The 20,834-nt window shown below is 35.1% G+C and carries 10 protein-coding genes, 1 tRNA gene and 2 pseudogenes; 5 read left to right on the plus strand and 8 right to left on the minus strand.

What is annotated here, in order from left to right; translation table 11 throughout:
• Window positions 1-25 precede the first annotated feature (25 nt).
• The gene (hemW, locus tag AASI_RS01775; protein WP_012472539.1) at window positions 26-1,153 is read right to left on the minus strand and encodes a radical SAM family heme chaperone HemW; all 1,128 of its coding nucleotides are present in this window, start codon (window positions 1,151-1,153) and stop codon (window positions 26-28) included.
• A 116-nt stretch (window positions 1,154-1,269) separates the two neighbouring features.
• Between hemW and AASI_RS01780 the strand changes: the two genes are divergently transcribed.
• Window positions 1,270-2,544, plus strand: coding sequence for a malic enzyme-like NAD(P)-binding protein (locus AASI_RS01780; protein ID WP_012472540.1), 1,275 nt, complete (start codon window positions 1,270-1,272; stop codon window positions 2,542-2,544).
• A 114-nt stretch (window positions 2,545-2,658) separates the two neighbouring features.
• On the opposite strand, the pseudogene AASI_RS07920 reads toward AASI_RS01780, so the two are convergent.
• Window positions 2,659-3,006 (minus strand): annotated as a pseudogene (locus tag AASI_RS07920) (IS982 family transposase); the annotation flags it as partial.
• 158 nt (window positions 3,007-3,164) lie between these two features.
• On the opposite strand from AASI_RS07920, the gene AASI_RS01790 reads away from it, so the two are divergent.
• Window positions 3,165-6,500, plus strand: a complete 3,336-nt coding sequence (locus AASI_RS01790; protein ID WP_012472541.1) for a sodium:solute symporter family transporter — start codon at window positions 3,165-3,167, stop codon at window positions 6,498-6,500.
• Between the two features lie 88 nt (window positions 6,501-6,588).
• Here the strand turns inward: AASI_RS01790 and tsaB are convergent, their stop codons facing one another.
• Together tsaB and rnpA are read right to left on the minus strand one after the other, a co-directional pair.
• Complete coding sequence (gene tsaB, locus AASI_RS01795; RefSeq protein WP_012472542.1) at window positions 6,589-7,275, minus strand: tRNA (adenosine(37)-N6)-threonylcarbamoyltransferase complex dimerization subunit type 1 TsaB; 687 nt, start codon at window positions 7,273-7,275, stop codon at window positions 6,589-6,591.
• A gap of 91 nt (window positions 7,276-7,366) precedes the next feature.
• Window positions 7,367-7,759, minus strand: coding sequence for a ribonuclease P protein component (gene rnpA, locus AASI_RS01800; protein WP_083758801.1), 393 nt, complete (start codon window positions 7,757-7,759; stop codon window positions 7,367-7,369).
• Window positions 7,760-8,011: 252 nt separating this feature from the next.
• Between rnpA and AASI_RS01805 the strand changes: the two genes are divergently transcribed.
• On the plus strand, window positions 8,012-8,923 hold the full coding sequence (locus tag AASI_RS01805; protein ID WP_012472544.1) for a ribose-phosphate diphosphokinase: 912 nt from the start codon (window positions 8,012-8,014) through the stop codon (window positions 8,921-8,923).
• Window positions 8,924-9,108: 185 nt separating this feature from the next.
• Window positions 9,109-10,137 (plus strand): lipase family alpha/beta hydrolase, encoded by a 1,029-nt coding sequence (locus AASI_RS01810; protein ID WP_012472545.1) that lies wholly within the window; start codon window positions 9,109-9,111, stop codon window positions 10,135-10,137.
• A 381-nt stretch (window positions 10,138-10,518) separates the two neighbouring features.
• Here AASI_RS01810 and AASI_RS01815 read toward each other — a convergent pair whose 3' ends face one another.
• From AASI_RS01815 to AASI_RS01825, 3 genes are all read right to left on the minus strand, one after another.
• Complete coding sequence (locus AASI_RS01815) at window positions 10,519-11,124, minus strand: DUF2461 domain-containing protein (RefSeq protein WP_012472546.1); 606 nt, start codon at window positions 11,122-11,124, stop codon at window positions 10,519-10,521.
• A 98-nt stretch (window positions 11,125-11,222) separates the two neighbouring features.
• Window positions 11,223-11,296 (minus strand) — tRNA-Ala (locus AASI_RS01820).
• A 9-nt stretch (window positions 11,297-11,305) separates the two neighbouring features.
• Window positions 11,306-12,796, minus strand: a complete 1,491-nt coding sequence (locus tag AASI_RS01825; protein WP_012472547.1) for a glycine--tRNA ligase — start codon at window positions 12,794-12,796, stop codon at window positions 11,306-11,308.
• A 269-nt stretch (window positions 12,797-13,065) separates the two neighbouring features.
• On the opposite strand from AASI_RS01825, the pseudogene AASI_RS07925 reads away from it, so the two are divergent.
• Window positions 13,066-13,893, plus strand: a pseudogene (locus AASI_RS07925) (transposase family protein).
• A 242-nt stretch (window positions 13,894-14,135) separates the two neighbouring features.
• Here AASI_RS07925 and AASI_RS01840 read toward each other — a convergent pair.
• Window positions 14,136-20,651: an ankyrin repeat domain-containing protein gene (locus AASI_RS01840; protein ID WP_012472548.1), complete on the minus strand. Its 6,516-nt coding sequence runs from the start codon at window positions 20,649-20,651 to the stop codon at window positions 14,136-14,138.
• Window positions 20,652-20,834: the final 183 nt, after the last annotated feature.

A 20,834-nucleotide genomic window follows, 5' to 3' on the forward strand; every position in this document is an offset into this window, starting at 1 on the left:
TATTGCACTAAACTTTCGCAATATACTAAGCAATAAATAAATCTGCAGCTATTTTATCTGCTATTAGTTTCCCATCTACAGTCAATATCAATACATTTTCTTGTATATAGGCAAGTTGCCTGTTAATAAGTAGTTCTAAATAAGAAGGGTGGGTTGCTTGCAAATCATATTGATAGTTGTTTCTAAGCAATGCCATATCACATCCCCATTGAGTACGTAGGCTTGTCATAATATACTCATTAATATGATCTTGTGGCTGAAGGATTTCTATAGTGCTGGGTATAATACCTGCCTGTATACTTTGAATATAGCGCGTATTGTTAGCTATGTTATACTGTCTACTGGTTCCGTTATAAGAATGAGCCCCAGGCCCTACGCCTAAATAACTTCCCCTTTTCCAATAGTTAGTATTATGTTGCGCATGGTACTCTGGTAAGCCAAAATTAGATACTTCGTAATGGTTGTACCCATTATCTGTTAACGTATCAACTAACAAATGGAAATGTTTTGCTGCTATCTCATCTTGTACTACCTCGATTTTCCCAGTTTCTAGCCAGCGGCCGAAAACAGTTTTTTGTTCAATGGTAAGGCAATAAGCGGATATATGTGTAGGTTTAAATTGTAAGGCAGTCAATAAATCCCTTTTTAGCATTTCTTTGGTTTGGCCCGGTATGGCATAGATTAAATCCAGATTAAAGTTATTAAAGCCAGCTTGCAAAGCAATTTCTAGGCTCTGTGTGGCTTTTGTAGTATCATGTGCCCGGTTAAGATACTGGAGTAGGTTATTGTGAAAAGTTTGTATGCCAATGCTCAGCCTATTAATGCCAATTTTAAGTAAGGCCAGTAGCTTTTTTAAGTCTATATCATCTGGATTGGCTTCTAACGTAATTTCTAATCCTTCTTTACATCTAAAGATCTGCCGAATATCTATTAATAAGGCCGCTATCTCTTCGACTTCTAGTAAAGATGGTGTGCCGCCACCTAAGTATATGCTATTTATTTCAACTTGGTTTAAATAATCTTTTTGCAGGATTAACTCTTGCTGAATAGCTGCAAGCATCTCACTTTTTTGTCGCATGTTAGTGCTAAAGTGGAAGTCACAGTAATGACATGCTTGTTTGCAAAAGGGAATATGTATATAAATACCAGCCATAATATTTTGCTACTAAGGTATATATAAAAATGTGTGCCTAGTCATGAAAAAGAAGTTAAATTGCAAGCCAAATTCTATATCAATTTATTAACTAATAACGAGTTACCCACAAGTAGATGAGTATAAAAATAACCAAAGAAGCAGTATTAGATTATCATGCACAAAAGCCTGCAGGTAAACTAGGTATACATGCCACCAAGCCATTACAAACTCAATATGACCTATCAATAGCATATTCACCAGGAGTGGCCATCCCTTGCCAAGCTATTGCCGAAGATAAGCAACAAGTATATAATTATACTGCTAAAGGAAACTTAGTAGCAGTTATTTCTAATGGCACAGCCATACTAGGGTTAGGCAATCTAGGCCCTGAAGCAGCTAAACCTGTTATGGAAGGTAAGGCTATTTTACTTAAAAAATTTGCAGGTATTGATGCGTTTGACATTGAAATTGACGCAACAGAGCCTGCGGATGTGATACATATTATCAAGGCTTTAGCACCTACCTTTGGCGGTATTAACTTAGAAGACTTTAAAGCACCTGAATGTTTTGAAATTGAAACTGCATTAAAAGAACAATTATCTATACCAGTCATGCACGACGACCAGCATGGCACTGCTATTATAGCAGGTGCTGCACTAAAAAATGCACTCTTGTTGGTAAAAAAAGAGATTGGTAATATTCAAGTAGTTATCAACGGTGCTGGTGCTGGTGCTATTGCATGTGCTAAGCTTATTGTAGCATTGGGTGTAAAACCTGGTAACTTGGTAATGTGTGATACACAAGGGGTTATTCGCAAAGATAGAGAAGAGCTGGCAGGAGAGAAATCAAGATTCGCTACTGATAGGTCTGTCCATACTTTAGTAGAAGCCTTGAAAGGAGCTGATGTGTTTATGGGACTTTCAAAAGGCAATATCCTACAGCCAGAACATATTCTTGACATGGCAGAGCGTCCTATTGTATTTGCTTTAGCCAATCCAAATCCAGAAATTAATTATGATTTGGCAGTGAACACACGGAAAGATATTATCATGGCTACGGGAAGATCTGATTATCCTAATCAGATTAACAATGTGCTAGGGTTTCCTTATATTTTTAGAGGAGCGTTAGATGTATGGGCTACAGCTATTAATGAGCCTATGAAGCTAGCAGCTGTAGAAGCTTTAGCCGCACTTGCACAACAGCCTGTTCCCAATCAAGTGAAAAAGGCTTATGGGGTAGAGTCGCTTGAATTTGGATCTACTTATATATTACCTAAACCAATAGACCCTCGACTTATAACAACTGTTTCTCCAGCTGTAGCACAGGCTGCCATATCATCAGGAGTAGCAAAAAAACATATAGGTGACTGGGAAGCTTATAAAGAATCTCTCAAACAATATATTGAATAAGTCTAATATAGAAAGGAGCATGCTGGCTGGCAGTATAATTTCATCTAGCTGCTCCTAACTTAACCTGTTTTTATTATCAAATTATTTACTCTTTATATTAATTAATCCAGGTTGTTAGATAAGAAAAGTTTTGTTGATTTGAAAAGCTAACAAAAACAAAAGTATTTTGATCAGAAAGCCTTGGAAGGTAACAGCATGAATCTTCCTTAAGAAAAGACCTTTAATACCACTAATGCTGATTTCTATCACTTCGCATACGCTCTTTGAGATAAGCCAGACAAGGTATATTCTTTCGATGAGCATTCGCTTTACGCTGAGAATAAAGTTTAATCCTATCACCAGCCAACATATCTTCTAGCAGGTAGTTGGTATAAGCCGAGTCAGCATATAATACACTACCAGCAGACATAGCAAAAGCAGTTGATGCAACCTTTTAACATCTGCTTGGCTGGCAGCCATTATTAGATGTAATAGTTACAATAAATTGTCATTACCTTGAAAATTTGTTTTTGATGAATGGAGTTACTATAATGACAGACTACATGCACAGTATCTATTTAAAATAGTACTGTAAATCTAAATAGATAAGCTAGTTTGCTAGATAAACTTTATTCATTAGTATGATAGATATAGCCATTTTTGTTCTCTTCTTACTTGCCAATCTTGCTATAGGTATTTTTTACCGTGGTAAATCGAAGTCCTTTCAAGAATATAGCATTGGCGATAAAAAATTTTCTACAGCTACCCTAACTGCTACTATGGTAGCTACTTGGGCTTCAGGAGGATATTTATTTAATTCTTTGGAGGAAAACTATGCTAGTGGTTTAACGTTTATCTTGCCAGCCGTGTTAGGAAGTGCCTTAGGTCTACTTATTGTTGGTTATATTATAGGGCCACGATTAGCACCCTTTTTAAATAATGTTTCTATGGCTGATGCTATGGGAAGTATATATGGTAAATCTATACAAGTTATTTTTGCTATTAGTAGTGTTTTAAGTAGCATAGGTTTAATAGCTATTCAATTTAAAGTAATTTCTAGGATTCTACCTATTCTTTTTGATTATAAAGGCCCTGAACTTACTATTATAGCTGCTATGATTATTACTGTTTATGCGGCTTTTGGTGGAGTTAAAGCTGTTACTTTTACAGATGTAGTGCAGTTTATTACTTTTGGAACATTACTTCCTGTTTTGGCGCTTGCTGTTTGGCATCACATACCCAATCCGAAACAAATCACTGATGTTTTGGTTCATAGTCCTAATTTTAATTTTAGCAATGTAATAGGTTGGAATTCTAAGTTTGTAGATGCGTTAATTTTAATGTATTATTTTATGTCTCCTACTATACCACCTATACTTTTTCAACGTTTATTAATGTCCCGGAATGTTACTCAAATGAAACGTTCAATTACCTATACAACAGGTATCATGCTGTTAATAGACCTACTTATCATATGGATAACCATATTAATTTTAGCAGATAACGCAAATCTTCAAAGTTCCAAAATTATTCAATATATAGTAGATACATATATGTATCCAGGACTAAAAGGTTTATTTGGAGTAGGTGTTATTGCATTAGCTATGTCTACTGCAGATTCTGCTTTGAATGCCAGTTCAGTAATTGTTACTAATGATATCTTACCACCATTAGGAATTACTAAGAAACCTTTGGTGTCTACAGCTTCTTTAGCAACTTTAGTTATAGGTGGGTTAGGATTATTATTGTCCTTATCTATCCAAAATATTTTAAAAATACTTCTGTTTTCTGCTAACTTTTATATGCCTTTAGTAGATGTGCCTGTACTACTAACTGTTTTTGGATTTAGGACAAGTAAACGATCTATGTTGATTGGGATTACAGCAGGCTTTGTAACAACTGCCTTTCTAATGATTTTCTTCAAGGATGTTAATAGCTTTGTTCCAGGTACACTTGCCAACTTAATCTTCTTGCTAGGTAGTCATTATCTTTTAGAAGAGCCAGGAGGATGGAGAAAAATAGAAAAAATAGAGCCGCTTGATATACGACAAGCATATCCTAAAACGTGGAAAGATAAGCTAATAGCATTTAGAAATATTAGGCTAGTTGTTTATCTAGAAAAGAGTCTTCCTAATAAAGAGTATTATTATCCCTTATTTGCATTCTATCTGCTTACAGCTACCTATGTATCTTTATATAATGTTCCTCATGGTATAGAAAAAGAGTACCTAGTTATATACAGAACTATTCAATATTCAATTCTTATTATTGCTACTAGCTTGTTCTCTTTTCATATTTGGCCTACAACTTTAAAAAACAAAACTTTTTTAAGCTGGTTATGGTCCTTTATTGTTTTTTATAGCTTGTTTTTTGTGGGGGGTATATTAGTAATCTTAAGTAAATTTCAGTCAGATCAAGTATTAATATTCATGCTAAACTTGGTTATGGCTGTATTGTTGCTGTATTGGCCTGTGGCTATTACATTGGCACTAAGCGGCGTAGTTGCCGCTGTCTTACTATTCAAATGGGGTTTACACTCTCATTTAGTTGCTGGTGGATTGTCACAAATTTCCTTCCGATTAGGCTATGGAGTACTGCTATTTAGCAGTTTCCTAATTGCTTTATTTAGATATAAACAGGCCCATGCTAAGTTAACAGCACGCCAGCAGCTTTTAGAAAAAATCAACCAAGAAACCAATACGCGTTTATTAAAAGCATTACAATATAGAGAAGAGTTACTAGAAGAGTTGAAGCCGGACGAAGTAGCTCTATTTGATAGTACTACTGCTAGCTATATTAATCAAGTTATATATAGGGTAAGAAATTACTTACGTTTAGAAGTAAGTGAAGCTACTTGCCAAAAGCTTATAGAGGAAATGATGGCTACCCTGGAGCTACAAGAGTTAAAAGTGCTCCCTAAAATCATAAAAGAAACTAAACATACCAGTTTACAAGGAGATATAGATAAGATTTTAAAGTTGCTTGTAAATGCTGCCTTTTACTTACAAAGGTATCAGAAATCTAATCAACCTATACTGTTAGGTTTAGAAGATGCTACTTTAGGTTATGAAGTATCCTATATAAAAGATTATATAAAGGAAATAGATGCTTTAAAGATAATTTTTACAACAGACAGCAAGCTGCCTGTCACTCCAGAATTGTATAAAATTATTCCTGATAAGCCAGTCATGTATTTGCCTCACAGTGAAGAAGATCTAAACTTAACCGAAAATGCACGCATCATAGATGCACATTATGGTTATTTCGAAGTACTCTCATTACCTACAGGTTATACACATATTTATGTATTACCTGTTAATGTGCGCGAAGTAAGAGGAAAAGTAATGGAACTGATTAGGAAACCTGTGGCTGCTGATCCAGAAGAACTAGCTCACCCTTTTTCCATACAAGTAGAAAAGGAGCTATTTGAGAAATTAGAAGGTACTAAAGTAGACAAATATACAATCACTAAAGCATTAGATTTAATCAAAAGATATCATAGCGGTGTTAAACGAAAATCAGGCGAACCGTTTTTTACGCATCCTATAGCAGTAGCCTTGATAGTATTACAGTACTCGCAAGACCAAGATGCCATAATTGCTGCTTTACTCCATGATACGGTAGAAGATACCAGCATAAGTTTATCACAATTAGAAGCTACCTTTGGGACTACTGTTGCCTTTTTGGTACGCAAAGCAACTAATCTGGAAGATAAGCTAAAAAGAATTTCGTTAGCTGATTATGAGAATATACAGCGCTTAACATACTACGAAGACTCGAGAGCTGCTTTAGTAAAGCTAGCTGATAGGTTGCATAATATGCGTACGGTCAAAGGACATTCTTCACTTACTAAACAAAAGAATATAGCCAGTGAAACCTTAAACTTCTTTGTGCCTTTGGCTAACTATCTTAAGTTAACTGATATAGCACAAGAGTTGGAAAAGTTAAGTTTAGAAGTATTAGCTAAAAAAGGATAAATTAGTATTAGTAAAGCTCTCATACGACTATAAGAATAATAGTTAAATAATGTTGAAAGAATAAAAACCGAGCTAATATTAGACTTTATTATACTGAAGGTATGGTTGCACTACTTTGAAAAGGTTTAAGGTATAGCGGCGAAAAGTCCGCTATGTCTACAAACTTATTTTGCTCAAATGTCTGATAAGCTAAAGCACCTATATGTTCTGCAGAGGGATATATGCCATCAATAAATATAGCATGTTGGTGGGATGATAAGATGGGTTTACATTTTTCGGCACCGTCGCCAAAGAAGAGTATTTGCCTTGTATTAAGCCAGTTTAAAAAACTATTTTCGGTTACAATATGGGGCTGGGCTTCTTCTAAAATAGTACCTGATGCCTCTGTGATAAGGCAATATACTTCCATCCTACGAGCATCAATCATAGGGCAGCATAAAGCAGAATTAATATTAAAAGGTTTTACAGCAAGTACCATAGCTTCAAGGGTATTAACGGATATCAATGGAATATTTAAAGCATAGCAAAGTCCTGTAGCAGTAGTAGCCCCAATTCTTAAACCAGTATAAGACCCAGGGCCTTTAGAAATAGCAATAGCTTGTAAATCTTTGAGTGTATATTGACTTAGCTGAACTATATGCTCTATAATGGTTAATAAAGATTCTGCATGTGATCGGGCTATGAATAAGCTTTGATACGCTAATAGCTTTCCTTCTCGATGTAAAGCTACTGAACAAACAGAAGTGCTAGTTTCTATGCTAAGTATTAAAGACATCAATAACAGTTTTTTTATAATATTTTAAATAATACTAGAGTTGTTTAAACAACAATAGATAGCCATAACCAATTCTTTTAAAATAGTGTATCTATTTAGAAAGTCTAGTAAGCTGATTTATGCTCTTAATAACCTGCTCTTGGATGGTACTAAAATCACAATGCTGCTGGCTCGAAATATATACATACGCTAATAAAAAATGTGTATCGCTATTAGGTAGCAAGTGCTTATTAAGTCTATAAGCCTCCTTTATCTTACGCTTGATAGCATTTCTATCAACAGCATGTTTAACCTTTTTTTTAGGCACACTAAATAATACTTGGTGGCAGGTTATATTATTTTTATCACAAGGTAAATAGATGAGTCGTATAGGATATAAGTCCCATATAGGTTTGCCTTGTTCAAAAAGTTGCTGAGCTAGCTTCTTGCTTTTGAGACGCTCGTGTGCCTTAAATGTATTTCTTTTAATAGTAGTAAATTTTATGGGTTGAGTAGTTCTATATCCTAGTTAAGTGTCACAATACTAGTTGATGGATACATCGCATAGAAAAACAACAGATAATTTACTTATACGTACAGAATAAAATGTAATTCATCTACTCAAATCGCCATTTTAGACAAAAAATAGTACTGTGTTCCTATACACATACAAATTTATATGTATTTGCTACTAAATTAAGCTGATGCTGCTATATTATTATATAATTTTTAGCAAAGTGTAATATAAAGAATGGTCATGTTATCTCCTTCTGTATTCTTTTTTGCTGGTACCGCTTCACAAGAATTAGGAAAAAGTATTGCCGAGCTGGCCAATAAATTGCTAGGGAAATGGGAGCTTCAAAGATTTAGTGATGGTGAGATACGGCCAATTTTACAGGAAAATATAAACGGTGCTATGGTAGTACTTATTCAATCTACCTACACACCGGTGGATCATTTAATGGAGCTATTGCTTATGATTGATGCTGCTAGAAATGCTGGAGCTCGTAAAGTAGTTGTTGTATTACCTTATCTAGGCTATATGCGACAGGACAAAGTCCACCAAGCCGGAGAGTCATATGGAGCTGCGCTTGTAACTAAGTTGCTATTTGCTGCTGGTGCAGATCAGTTAATTATTTGTGAACCACATACTAGCAATCTACACTTGTATTTTAGCGGTATTATTAAAGAAGTCTCGAGCTATGAAATATTTAAGCGCTATTTAGAGACATTACAATTAAAAAATGTGTGTTTTGTAGCGCCTGATGCAGGGGCTCTAGCAGCTGCTAGGTTATATGCTCAATTCTTCAATGCCAACCTAGTGGCTTGTCATAAAATCAGACAAGCACCTAATAAAGTAGCATCCATACAGGTTACAGGCACAGTAAAAAATACACATGCCATTATAATAGATGATATAATAGATACGGGACATACACTATATGCTGTAGCACAAGAACTCAGAAGTCAGGGTGCTTATTCAGTGTATGCTTTATGCACACATCCTATCTTTTCTGGCTATGCTTATGATTATCTGCTCAGTTCAGTATTAGACAAGATAATAGTTACTAATACTATACCTATCAAAAAACAACATGTTAAAATAAAAGTATTGGATATAGCAACTTGTATCCTGCCATTTATTGAAAAAGTAGTACTAGAGGATTGAAAAACAAAAGTATGCAGGGTAGATATTTTCAAGGCTATAGTTGTTTAAACTGTGCTAAATAATGATTATATTATATATAGGCGACTTACTAGTTAAATCGTTATTAGTAATTATCCAAGTATTGATATATGAAACAAATTTGCTACTCAAGAAGCCTTGTAAGCCAACTATTTTTATTTCTTTTAATGTCCTTAACACTAAACTCTTGTGATTTATTTGGTTCTGGCTCACCTAGAGGGCCAAGGAAACAAGTACGATCAGCAGCGGCATCAGATGCCAAAAAAATTATTGTTATACTAAATGGACTTTGGCAAAATTCAGAAACATATAACGTTACTATACTAAATTTAGTGGCTGCCTTTGAAGCAGAAGGATTAATGGTAGAGGTAAGGAGTTTAGTAGAGGTAGCAACAAGCAAGAAAACTATTGATCAGCAAGCAAGAGAAGCGTTTGAAGAATTAAAGCAACAGTTAGCCGGAGATAAGTATGAAATTATATTGGTAGGCCATAGTCAAGGTGGGTTAAGAGGTTCTAGAATTTTAACTTTAAATAAGAGAGAAGGTAGCCCTTTAGATATAAGAGGTTTGGTTACGCTTGGTACTCCTTGGGAAGGAGCTCCTGGTGCAGCTATTACTAAAAGCAGCATACAATCATTTTTGAATAAAAAGCCAGTTACTTATCTATTTGAGGGGGTTAATCACGTACATCCTATTGATGAAGCGTTTAGTATTAATGCCATAAGTAATGTGTTTGACCGCTATTTCCCAACGCACGATCCAGGTGTACGGGATATGGTACCCAAGAGTGAGTTTTTACAAACTACGGCAGCTAGCTTATTTAATAATGATATTCCTATATTAAGTGTGGCAGGTGTTAATGCTGAAGCAAAAAGTTTCTTTTATTATGATGCAGGAAATGCAAATTATATGCGGTATATACAGAAGATACCACCAATAGTTTTTAACAGTTTATATGCACGCATTTTAGCAGGTGGTTGGTACTCAAAACATGATATGCTAGTGCCACTTGATAGTCAATTGGCAAAAAATATTTCTAAAAGCAATACTTTTGAAACTTATACTGTAAAGGGAGCTATACATGATCTTTTACCAGGCATGAAAATACCACCAGATAAAGTAATTTATAACCATATAGAGACCATACGGTGTATAGTAGAATTTACTAAGCACAATTGTGCGTTTGGAGTCATTTAAAGTTAGGCTGTTAATAGAATTTATTGTTAGGTAAGTGCACAGAAACTTATAAACTAATGGTTAACCTGTTTAAGGAAGTAGATTCCATAGTACGCGTTTACGGGTCTACTACCTTTAAAATGAGCTAAAAATGTATATTTTATTTGGCAACTAGCTATAAAAACTATTGTTTATGGTTGATTTTGTAGCTGCTTTGAGTTTTATTCTTAGCAACCAAGTGCCTTCTTATACTTAAAATAACGTATTTTTAGTATTGGCAGATCCGTGAACGCGTACGTTTAGGGAAGTAAATTAAATAACCAAAGGTATATAAAGTAAGGAGTCGAGTATAAACTCTTAGTTGTTTTATTATGTATAAAGTCGCTGATTGATTGTATTCTCTTATTCTAAATCATCTAATGCTGCATTTAAAAATTGATTAAGTGGTACTAAAGCTTCAAAAAGCTTTAATGTATAGTCTATAAAATCTTGGTTAGCTACTATTACATCTGTAACAGGATGTACAGCTATAAAAGTTTTTAATTTTAGCCAGTCAATATGCGGATGGTCTGCATTATAACCTTTCGGAGGTCGTTGTAAACTTTCTCCTTGCAGCTTCCCAAATAATTCTTTGAATCTCTTATCTTCTACAATAAGTTCTAGCTTATCTCCATTATAATCTATCTCTTGCCTTATCTTTTTTAAGGCTTCTGCGCTGGGCTCGTACATACCCCCAGCTATAAAAGATTGATTGTTTGGCTGGAGATGTAAATAATAACCTGCGTATCCACCTGTTTTGCCACCTTTGGCAAAATAAGCACCCATATTACTTTTATAAGGACTTTTATCTTTGGTAAAGCGAATATCACGGTTAATACGGAAGATACAATTAGCAGGTGTTAGCAAGGCTATGTCGTGATCAAACTTCCCTATCCCTTGTATAAGCTGCTCGGTTACCTGTAGTAGTGTATGGCGTGATTCTTGGTAAACAGCTTTGTTTGCCTCCATCCAGGACCTGTTATTATTTTGCTGAAGTTGATCAAGGAATCGAAGTATTTGCACTATATGCATGTCTGACAGGTTGGTATAGGGTTAGCAAAATAAAGTGGAGAATGGGGGAGTCGAACCCCCGACCTTCTCAATGCCATTGAGACGCTCTAGCCAACTGAGCTAATTCCCCAGCTATACCTTAAATTAATACTGAATCAATCGTTGGTAATTTTGCTAATATCGATTTAAAGCTTACTTTTTCCAAGAGAAAATCACGCAATATATTTACATGTACTCTCTCTTGTTGCATACTATCTCGTTCGCGTAGCGTTACCGTATCGTCTTCTAAGGTTTGATGGTCTATGGTAATACAATAGGGGGTACCTATTAAATCTTGCCTAGCATATCGTTTACCAATAGACTGATTTTCTTCATAAATAAGCGGGAAATCATATTTTAATGACTTAAAAATTTCCTGTGCTTTTTGAGGAAGATTATCTTTCTTAACTAAAGGGAAAATAGCTGCTTTAATAGGTGCTAAAGCAGGATGCAACTTTAAGTAAGTACGCGTTTTAGCACTTTCTTCTTCCGTGATCGTTTCCTCGGTAAAAGCCTCACATAGTAACATTAAAATAAGACGGTCACTTCCTAAAGAAGTTTCTATTACATGAGGTAGGTAATTTTGATTGAGTTCAGGATCAAAATATTGTAGTTTTTTTCTGGATGCTACTTCATGATTTTTTAAATCAAAGTCTGATCGTGCATGAATGCCTTCTATCTCTTTATATCCAAAAGGGAATTGGTACTCAATATCTACGGCCGCTTTAGCGTAGTGAGCTAATTGAGCATGCGGCTTGATTCTTAGTTTCTCTTCAGTTAATCCAAGTGCTATATGCCATTGCCAACGTGCTTGTTGCCAATAATTAAACCACTTTTCTTCACTGCCTGGCTGTATAAAGAACTGCATTTCCATCTGCTCAAACTCACGCATACGGAATATAAATTGTCTGGCTACAATTTCATTTCTAAAAGCTTTACCTATTTGTGCAATGCCAAAGGGCACTTTCATCCGAGCTGTTTTTTGTACATTTAGAAAGTTGACAAAAATGCCTTGTGCTGTTTCTGGCCTTAAATAAATAGTATCAGCATTTTCTTCTTGTGCTCCTACTTTGGTAGCAAACATTAAATTAAATCTGTGTACTTCTGTCCAGTTAGCAGTACGTGATATAGGACATACAATCTTTTCTTGTAGTAAGAGCGTGTGCAAGCCTGCTAATTCTTCTGCTTGTAATAATGCTTGTAACTTTTCTAACAGTTCTTGTGCTCTTGTTTTTTCACCTTGGGCTGATAGTTCAGCCGCATGGTTTTCTATCAACACATCTATGCGATACCTTTTTTTGGAATCTTTATTATCTACCATTAGATCTTCAAAGCTATCTACATGCCCGGAGGCTTTCCAAGTACGTGGATGCATGAGAATAGCAGCATCCATACCCACTATATTACTATGTAATTGGGTCATACTTTGCCACCATAGATTTTGCACATTACGCTTGAGCGCTGCTCCATAAGGACCATAGTCGTAAACAGCCTGTAACCCTTCGTATATTTCACTAGAAGGGTAGATAAATCCATACTCTTTGGCATGTGAAACAATAGCTAGCAAGCTGCTAGAGTGAGTATCCGACATAGATTATATAAGATTATAGTTGGTTTGTTTCAAAGGTAACTTGTATCAGTCGATTTTAATATATTTTTCAGCTATTCTATATGTCTCTAATACTTTTAAAATGGGTTGCCTTTATGAATCACTGCAGAAGTATAAGTAGATAATTTTGATCAGTATGTTAAAATCTTACATAGAATACTAATGGTATGAAATAGAACTGCTGCGAAAAAGGTTGACAAAGAAGATAAAAAGGGTTAAGATGTAATTCTTATTATATAAAAGGAATAAGTATGCATTTAACCTACGCGAGGATAAGCAAACATCCCTATAACTTTATAAGAATAACTGGCTTGAGACTAGAAACCTTTGAGCAATTAGTTTTAAAAGTAAGGCCTCTCTTTGAAGAGTTAGAATCGAGCAAGCTGCGCCATGGTAGGATGAGTCATTTACCTACCTTGGAAGATAAATTGCTCTGTGTACTCATGTATTATCGCACTTATATCTCACATGTGTTTTTAGGCTATTTGTTTAACTTACACAACGCTAACATATGCCGCTTGTTAAGAAAAATGGAGCCATTACTAGCTAAGAAGATTAGCATTAAAAAAGATCGCAGCTTAACCTCAGAAAAGGTATTGCGCATATTAGCAGATGTGAGCGAGCAGCCTACACAAAGACCTACTAAGAAGCAAAAGAAATCATATTCAGGCAAGAAAAAGCGACATACTATAAAAACAGAGATAGTGATGTGAGAAGATGGAAAGATACTCTCTGTATCCAAATCTCATAAAGGAAAAGAGCATGACTTTAAAATCCGTAAAGGAGAAAAACTCTTACCTAAAGAAAGCTTAAAGCTAGCAGATAGTGGTTATCAAGGCTGGCAAAAGCTACAGAGCAATGTCATGATTCCCTATAAAAAGAGCCGTAAGCGGCCATTAACCAAGGAGCAGAAAGAACATAACAGAAAGCTATCCTCCATACGCATGAAGGTAGAGCATAAGATAAGAGAGATCAAGGTGTTTAAGATTATGTCAGAAGTTTACCGTAACTTTCAGAACAAATATAACCTACGCTTTAATATTATAGCGGGTATGATAAACTTCAAGCATGCTTTTTAACAAATAGCATCGCTACTGGCAAGATTCTCTCTCTGTTTTATTCAAATTCCTACTCTATTTTATCTCTTTCGCAGCAGCTCTAATGATTTCATCAAGCATAAATGTTACATTCTAGGAGACTCCATATTTATACGATGGAATTGACTTTAACTTATATTATAATTATTGTCAGGAGATATCGATTCTAAAATTTTAAATAAACATTAAAGAGTATTTAACTCTTTAATGTTTATAACTGGATACTATTCTGGGATTAAGGCTTGAAAGTGAATACCACTGTGATACAAGTAAACAATCTTCGCTGCATTGGTAGGAAAAAATTGATGTATAAGCCTTAGTTCTCCATTTTCAGGCTGATATATTTTAATGCCTAATTGATTGATATAAGCAATAGCATCAATCGATGTATAATTTCGATCTTTATTTTGTGGGTCATCTCCTTTGACATCATGTAAAGATACCATCATCTCTAATTTTCCTATATGATGATTAATAAAAGCTATATAGGCTTCTACAGTAGAGGCTCTTTGCCTTAATGCTGCTAGTACCTTTTCTTCTTTTCTATCTATATTCTGAAGGACTGAAGGAAGCTTATCAAGATCTTGCTCCTCTGACTTCACAGATTGGGCTGCAAGTTGCCTATTACGGTCCTCTTTCAATCGATTAATTTGGTCTATTTGACTTTCATAAAGTGTGTAATTAATTACTTCTTTAACTTCTTCTGGTAATTCGTGTGAGGATTTAGCTGCTGATATAATCTCATTGGCAATCATAGCTCGCACCGTTTCATTATCTTTATGTTTTTTTAATCTAGCAATCTGCTCTTCTCGCTCTAAGCCAGCTGCATTAAAAAAACAGTCCATCCCTTCTCCTGAAACATTTTGCCGCCTAAATTCTTTTCCATTAATTTGATAAGTGTCTGAACCATCTTCTACTATACGTAGAGGTTCTTTTGCAATTGGTAGGTTATTTCCCATATCAACCCTAGTTAATATTCCTAGATCGCTACAATAAAATTCTTGCAAAGGATCCTCTTCTTCATGAACTAAATATGGCTGATTGAAAGGTTGAACAGCTGAGTTTTGTGTATTAGACAACGAACTATTAGATTTTTTATTATGAGTTGTTTCTCCTTCCTCATAATCTTCACTTCTCTCAGATGTAGTTCGTAACTTTTTTCGGGATGATGGATGGGATGGTTGGGGGCGTTTCTTATTATTAACGCTGTTAACACTTGCCCGTTGCTCGTGCAGCTTGCCAAAAGCAGATGAGGAATTATTATTTCCTTCTTCTGCGTTCAATCGTTGGGGCTGGGTAAATCTTACTTGCTTGTTTCTGTTTTCTTGATATGGAGAAATAGGATTTTGTACTGATGCTACATCCATTGGCTGCGAGACATCTGTTTCTTTTTTAGTTGCATCCTCGTCATCTTTGGAAGTAACTCTTTTTCGTTTCCCAAGAATTGGGGTTGGAACCTTAAATACGCCTTTGCTATCTGGTTCTTCTTGAGGTGCAAATTGTCTATTAGGATAAGGATCATAAGGGTTTATTGGAAAGGAGAATAAAGGAGGATTTTTCATTTCTTCAATCGAGTCTTCTAACCCTTGCAGTAAATTTTCGAATTCTTTTAGTTTTTTGGGAGAAAGAGATATATGATTATCCTGAACAAGTTCTCGTAAAGAGGATATTTGTGTTTCGGTAGAACTTATTAATTCAGTAATATTAATAGAACATGGCCCAGATGGTGTATTATCTTGGGTTATAGCTGTTTCATAGTTATAGTTATCAAATAGGTTTATAATTTTTAATTTTGATAAAAGTTCTGAAGTAGCTATGATAGTTTCTTTAATTGCATCCTCAACCCGTACTCTATCTCCCTCTGCAAGTAGCCCTTGATTGTCCTTAACCTGCAATACTCTTTCCTGTGTAAGAATAGCCTTAATCTCCCTCTTCATTTTCCTGATATCTTTAGAAAATAAAGGATGTACAGATGCATAAAATTTACCTACTTTTCCACGAAAAGTGCGGTATTTCATTCCGTTAAGGCTAACTACCCTATTTACATAAAGATTTCCTGCCCAACTGAGCATCTCCGTATGTGATTGTGATATCATTATAAGTTTTTCAATATCATTTATTGATATTCGATGATATTGGCCTTCTTGAAAAGAATCACTAAATGAAAGATAATCTCCATATCCATGGTTACTTCTGGCTGCCCTATCTGGGATAGTTGTAATAAGAGGTGGCTTATCACTAAATATGAAAGAATCTTCATTTATCCCACTTCTATTTTTCACTTGTCTTAAAAGTATTGCAGATTCTAAATTGCCTTTTCCTTTCTCTTTAGAATCTTTACCTTCAAACGATTCAGGTAGAGTACTCTTGTTCTTGGGTAACAAAATACAAAGGTTAGGTTCAGGGTAATATACTCCCAAAGGGATAACACTAGCAGTAGCTATTCTAGTAACTCTATCTAGCTGGCTTGCAAACTTTAAAGGAAGCACCATTTTTTTAATTCTACTATCAAAGTTTTCTGGCAACTCTTCCGCCTTAGCAGGGAACTCATAACCAGTAGTCATGACTATTGGTAGTGTAGTAGAAAATAGTTTTGAATCTAAATATATTTGATCATAAGAAGTATATATTCCATTAAAATTTATAACATCGCTATCAATAATACTAAAATAAATAGGCGCTATAGAATTATTTTTTTTATACTGTCTGGCTAATGTTTTAGTATTTCGATGGATTTTTAATCTTTCTCTTAAACTCTGATATGGCACATGATGTTTTACATTATCCTCATTCACTTCTCTAAAAAATTCTGCTTGGTTTGTTCCGTGCTCTTTATCATACCTTTTAAGCTGTTTGTAAAAACTCCTTACAGTGTTATAGTCAATAGGATTGTCCTCTTGGTCATACCATGGATAATTCCAGAAAGTGGCAAATTTTTTATGGGGAATAGCTGAATTAACCTTTGCACTCAATTCTCTAGATAAACAATTATTCCTCCGAGTACTCAAAGACCGTGGCCTATTAAGCGCAAAGCTAACTGCTACTCTTTGTAACTCAGGGGAATTAGGTTTGTAAAAAGCCCCTTGGGAAAGTTTTTCTAAAAAAGGCTGTATTACGCTACTCTTTACCTCTCTACCTTTCCTTACAGTACGTGGTTTTATATCTTCTGTACTTACTGTACCTACTATTGGTTGAGGTGTTTTCTGGTTTCCTGAAGATTTGATTTTAAAAGGAAGCGTTTCGGCATCTTCTGGGTCAAATTCAAACATATGTTCTTCAAATTCATCAGTGATTTCTTCACCAGATGAGTCACCTTCTAAATCTCTATCATTGCAAGGAACATAGGCGATCGTATTAATTAAATAGTTGGGTCTAGGTGTATTAATTAATTCTAACAGATCATCGTATTTCCTTTCCTCTACAAGTAATACAGCGTTATTGTTTTCATAATCTTTTATCGTAGTAGAAGCACCAGCTAAAATAAGTTTTTCTGCAATTCTTACATTCCCATTTATTATTGCAAGCATTAAAGCAGTCTGGCCATCTTTATCTTGTTTGTCTAAATCAGCTCTCTTTTCAATAAAAATATCTACTATATCTTCTTGCCCCTCCTCTGCAGCAACCACTAAAGCCGGTTTTTTATCACTACAGGTAGCATCTACATCTATCCCCGCTTCACTGAGAATTTTAACTATTTGGGTATACCCTTTATCCATAACAATTCTTAAAAAGGCAGGATCAGCAATATTTCCATCCAACTTAGCATCATTTTTTATAAGAAAGTTAATTGTGTTTAAATGGCCTCCTTCTGCTGCTAATAATAGACTGTTAATACCTATTTTGTTACAATCATTTATATCTGCTCCAGATTTAATAAGCCGTTTAACTATATGCGTATAGCCTCTTTCGGCAGCTAGCATCAAGGCAGTATAACCAGCATTGTTTTTTAATTTTAAACTTTTCTTTTTTGTAACAAGAACCTTTACTGCTTTTAATTGATTACATACAACAGCATACATTAAAGCAGTATTTCCCCTACTATCTTGTTGAGTAAAATCAGCTTTCTTTTTAAGAAGAGAATCTATTATATCCACATGTCCATATATTGTAGCATATATTAAAGCAGTTTGGCCTAAGTGATCTTGTGCATTTATTGCAGCCCCTCCATCAATAAGCAATTCTACAAGTTCTTTATGCCCCTCGCGGGCAGCATTCATTAAAGCAGTTTCTCCAATATTATCTTGTTCATTGATATTGGCCCCTTTTTCAATAAGAATTTGTGCAATATCTAAATGTCCCCATTGTGAAGCATACATTAAGGGAGTTCTTCCAAATCTATTTCTCACCTTTACATTGGCTCCATTTTCAATAAGAATTTGTGCAATATTTATATGTCCTTTAGCTAAAGCCATCATCAAAGGAGTATCCAATATACCATTTCTGGCTTCTATATTTACTCCATTCCTAATAAGCATTAGTACTATATCTTCATAGCCTTCATGTGTTGCTGTTAATAAAGCAGATCTACCTATTTCTTCTCTCAGATCTAATCCTTCTTCCATAAGAAGCATTCTTATAAAAGCTATATCATATCTGTTTATAGCGATTTGTAAAGCAGACTTACAAAAATAATTTATCATATTTATATCTGCTCCTTTTTTAATAAGTATACGTCCAATATGCACATAACCCTTAAGTGCTGCCCATATTAAAGCAGTATTTCTCGCTTTATCTTTTGTATTTACATCTGCTCCTCTGTTTATGCATGTTATGATTTCCTGGTAATTACCTGTTTCAGCAGCAGAAATTAAATGCTGGTTTATATAGCGCTGTGCTGCTTTAAGACATCCAATTATCTTATTATTTCCTAGCTTTTCTGCAATCATTAAAGCAGTATTGCCATCTCTATCTCTTATATTTAAATTTGCTCCTTTTTCAATAAGTATATGGGTAATATCTATATAATCTATAAGTGCTGCCCATATTAAGGGATTATAGCCTTTTTCATTATCTGACTTATTTATATCAGCCCCTTTATTTATCAGTAAGTGTACAATCTCTTCACTTCTTTGTATTACTGCTAGTATTAAAGGAGTCCTACCTAATTTATCCGTTGTATTTATATCTGCTCCTCTGTTTATACATGTTATGATTTCTTGGTGACCCCCTACTTTAGCAGCAGAGATTAAATTCTGATTTATACGTAGCTGTGCTTCTTCCAGGCATTTAATTATTTTATTGTTTCCTAGCTTTTTTGCAATCATTAAAGACGTACTGCCACGATTGTCTTTTAGATTTATCTGTGCTCCTAGCTCTATAAGTTGTGTAGCAGTTCTTATTCTCTTTCCTGAGACTGCTTGGTGTAAGGGAGTACGTCCATTATTATTCTTAACATTTATATCTGCATCTAACTTCACCAGCTTTTCCACTAATTTTATATAGCCCTTACCCGCAGCTTGGTGTAAAGCAGTATTTCCATAATTATCTTTTAGATCTATATCTGCACCTAACTCCACCAGCTTTTCCACTAATTTTATACAGCCCTTACCTGCAGCTTGGTGTAAAGCAGTATTTCCATAATTGTCTTTTAGATCTATATCTGCACCTAACTCCACCAGCTTTTCCACTAATTTTATATAGCCCTTATCTGCAGCTTTATGTAACGGTGTATTTCCAGCATCATCTTGGGCATGTACTATTTCTAAAGTGACATTAGGGCTAGCATCCATAATAATTTGCATGGCCTCTTTAATATTTCCTAATTCAATGGCTTGGTGTAAAGTTGTTTCACCTCCCCCTTTTAAACCTGCCCCCCCTAGATAGACATAACCATTCCCCTGTTTATCTTTCTCAGGGGGGTATGCGTGGATATGAGACTGGTGCCATATGGTTCCATATTTTGCTGCATCCTTTGGCCCTATGCCTGGCCCTTGGTGAACAGGTAAATACATTTTTCTAACAAAACCAGGAATACAATTATCCTTTACAAGCGCTGACCAATCTCTTCCCTGTCGAATAAATTTAACCTCATAACCTTCTGCTACTGTGTAGCAAGAAGTTTTTTCTATAAATGCTTTTATCAATGATTGGGAAGTTTGTTCCTCTGTGTCAGTCTCATCACTAGAGCTTGCTGATCTATCAACATGACTTTTTTCAAACTTCTCTTCTAGCATTTCAGCCTGCTTATGTTGCAAGTGCTGCGGTAGCTGATTGGTTGGGGAAGTATGCTGTTTACGATAAGCATGGGTCTTTTGGAAAAATGGTAAGGGTAGACTACTAGTTTTTTTAGTGTTATCAACCTGTAGCTGCTTAGTAAAAGAGTATCGAGAGCTATATCTCGAAGATACAGTAGTGGTACTTGCCCCAGCATGTGTACTATTTAAAGTAGCAGGGGTTAGCTCTATCGACCGCATTGGGAGTTCATCTAATAGATCCGCTTGTAGGCTTTTCTTACCGTTATCTGAACTGATATGGTGAGTAAGTGCATCAGTAGGGTTGGATGATAGTTTAGGCAAGTGAGTTAAGGGAATAGATTGGCTTATAATAGCAACATTCTCTCTCTTCTTGGTAAACTGATTCTGTGGTGATGTGCTATGTTTGCTGGATGTAGAAGTGGATTCTATTGCCTCTTGCTCAGGAGGTGGCATTGGTATAGGAGAATTTTTACAACTTTGTAAAGATATGCTTAAAAGTAAGATATGGGCAATTAAACGTTGGCTCTTAGAATAAGTAAGCTGCATATATAAAATGGTTGTTCGTTAATATATATAAATACAATATATCCAAGTAAAAAAGCCTTAGAATAGTTCTGGTTTTAAAAAGCTGACTTCACTTCAGTATTCTCATAACAAGCAAAATTACAGCCTTAAACTTTGAAACAGGAGGTTAATAATTGATTATATGTTTAAGCTAAGGTAACAAAT

The organism is Candidatus Amoebophilus asiaticus 5a2 (genome assembly GCF_000020565.1).
Lineage (GTDB): Bacteria > Bacteroidota > Bacteroidia > Cytophagales > Amoebophilaceae > Amoebophilus > Amoebophilus asiaticus.

Coding starts and splice junctions, on each gene's coding strand:
- hemW (WP_012472539.1), bottom strand. CDS start 1,153: ATGGCTGGTATTTATATACATATTCCCTTTTGCAAACAAGCATGTCAT.
- AASI_RS01780 (WP_012472540.1), top strand. CDS start 1,270: ATGAGTATAAAAATAACCAAAGAAGCAGTATTAGATTATCATGCACAA.
- AASI_RS01790 (WP_012472541.1), top strand. CDS start 3,165: ATGATAGATATAGCCATTTTTGTTCTCTTCTTACTTGCCAATCTTGCT.
- tsaB (WP_012472542.1), bottom strand. CDS start 7,275: ATGTCTTTAATACTTAGCATAGAAACTAGCACTTCTGTTTGTTCAGTA.
- AASI_RS01805 (WP_012472544.1), top strand. CDS start 8,012: ATGTTATCTCCTTCTGTATTCTTTTTTGCTGGTACCGCTTCACAAGAA.
- AASI_RS01810 (WP_012472545.1), top strand. CDS start 9,109: ATGTCCTTAACACTAAACTCTTGTGATTTATTTGGTTCTGGCTCACCT.
- AASI_RS01815 (WP_012472546.1), bottom strand. CDS start 11,124: ATGGAGGCAAACAAAGCTGTTTACCAAGAATCACGCCATACACTACTA.
- AASI_RS01825 (WP_012472547.1), bottom strand. CDS start 12,796: ATGTCGGATACTCACTCTAGCAGCTTGCTAGCTATTGTTTCACATGCC.
- AASI_RS01840 (WP_012472548.1), bottom strand. CDS start 20,651: ATGCAGCTTACTTATTCTAAGAGCCAACGTTTAATTGCCCATATCTTA.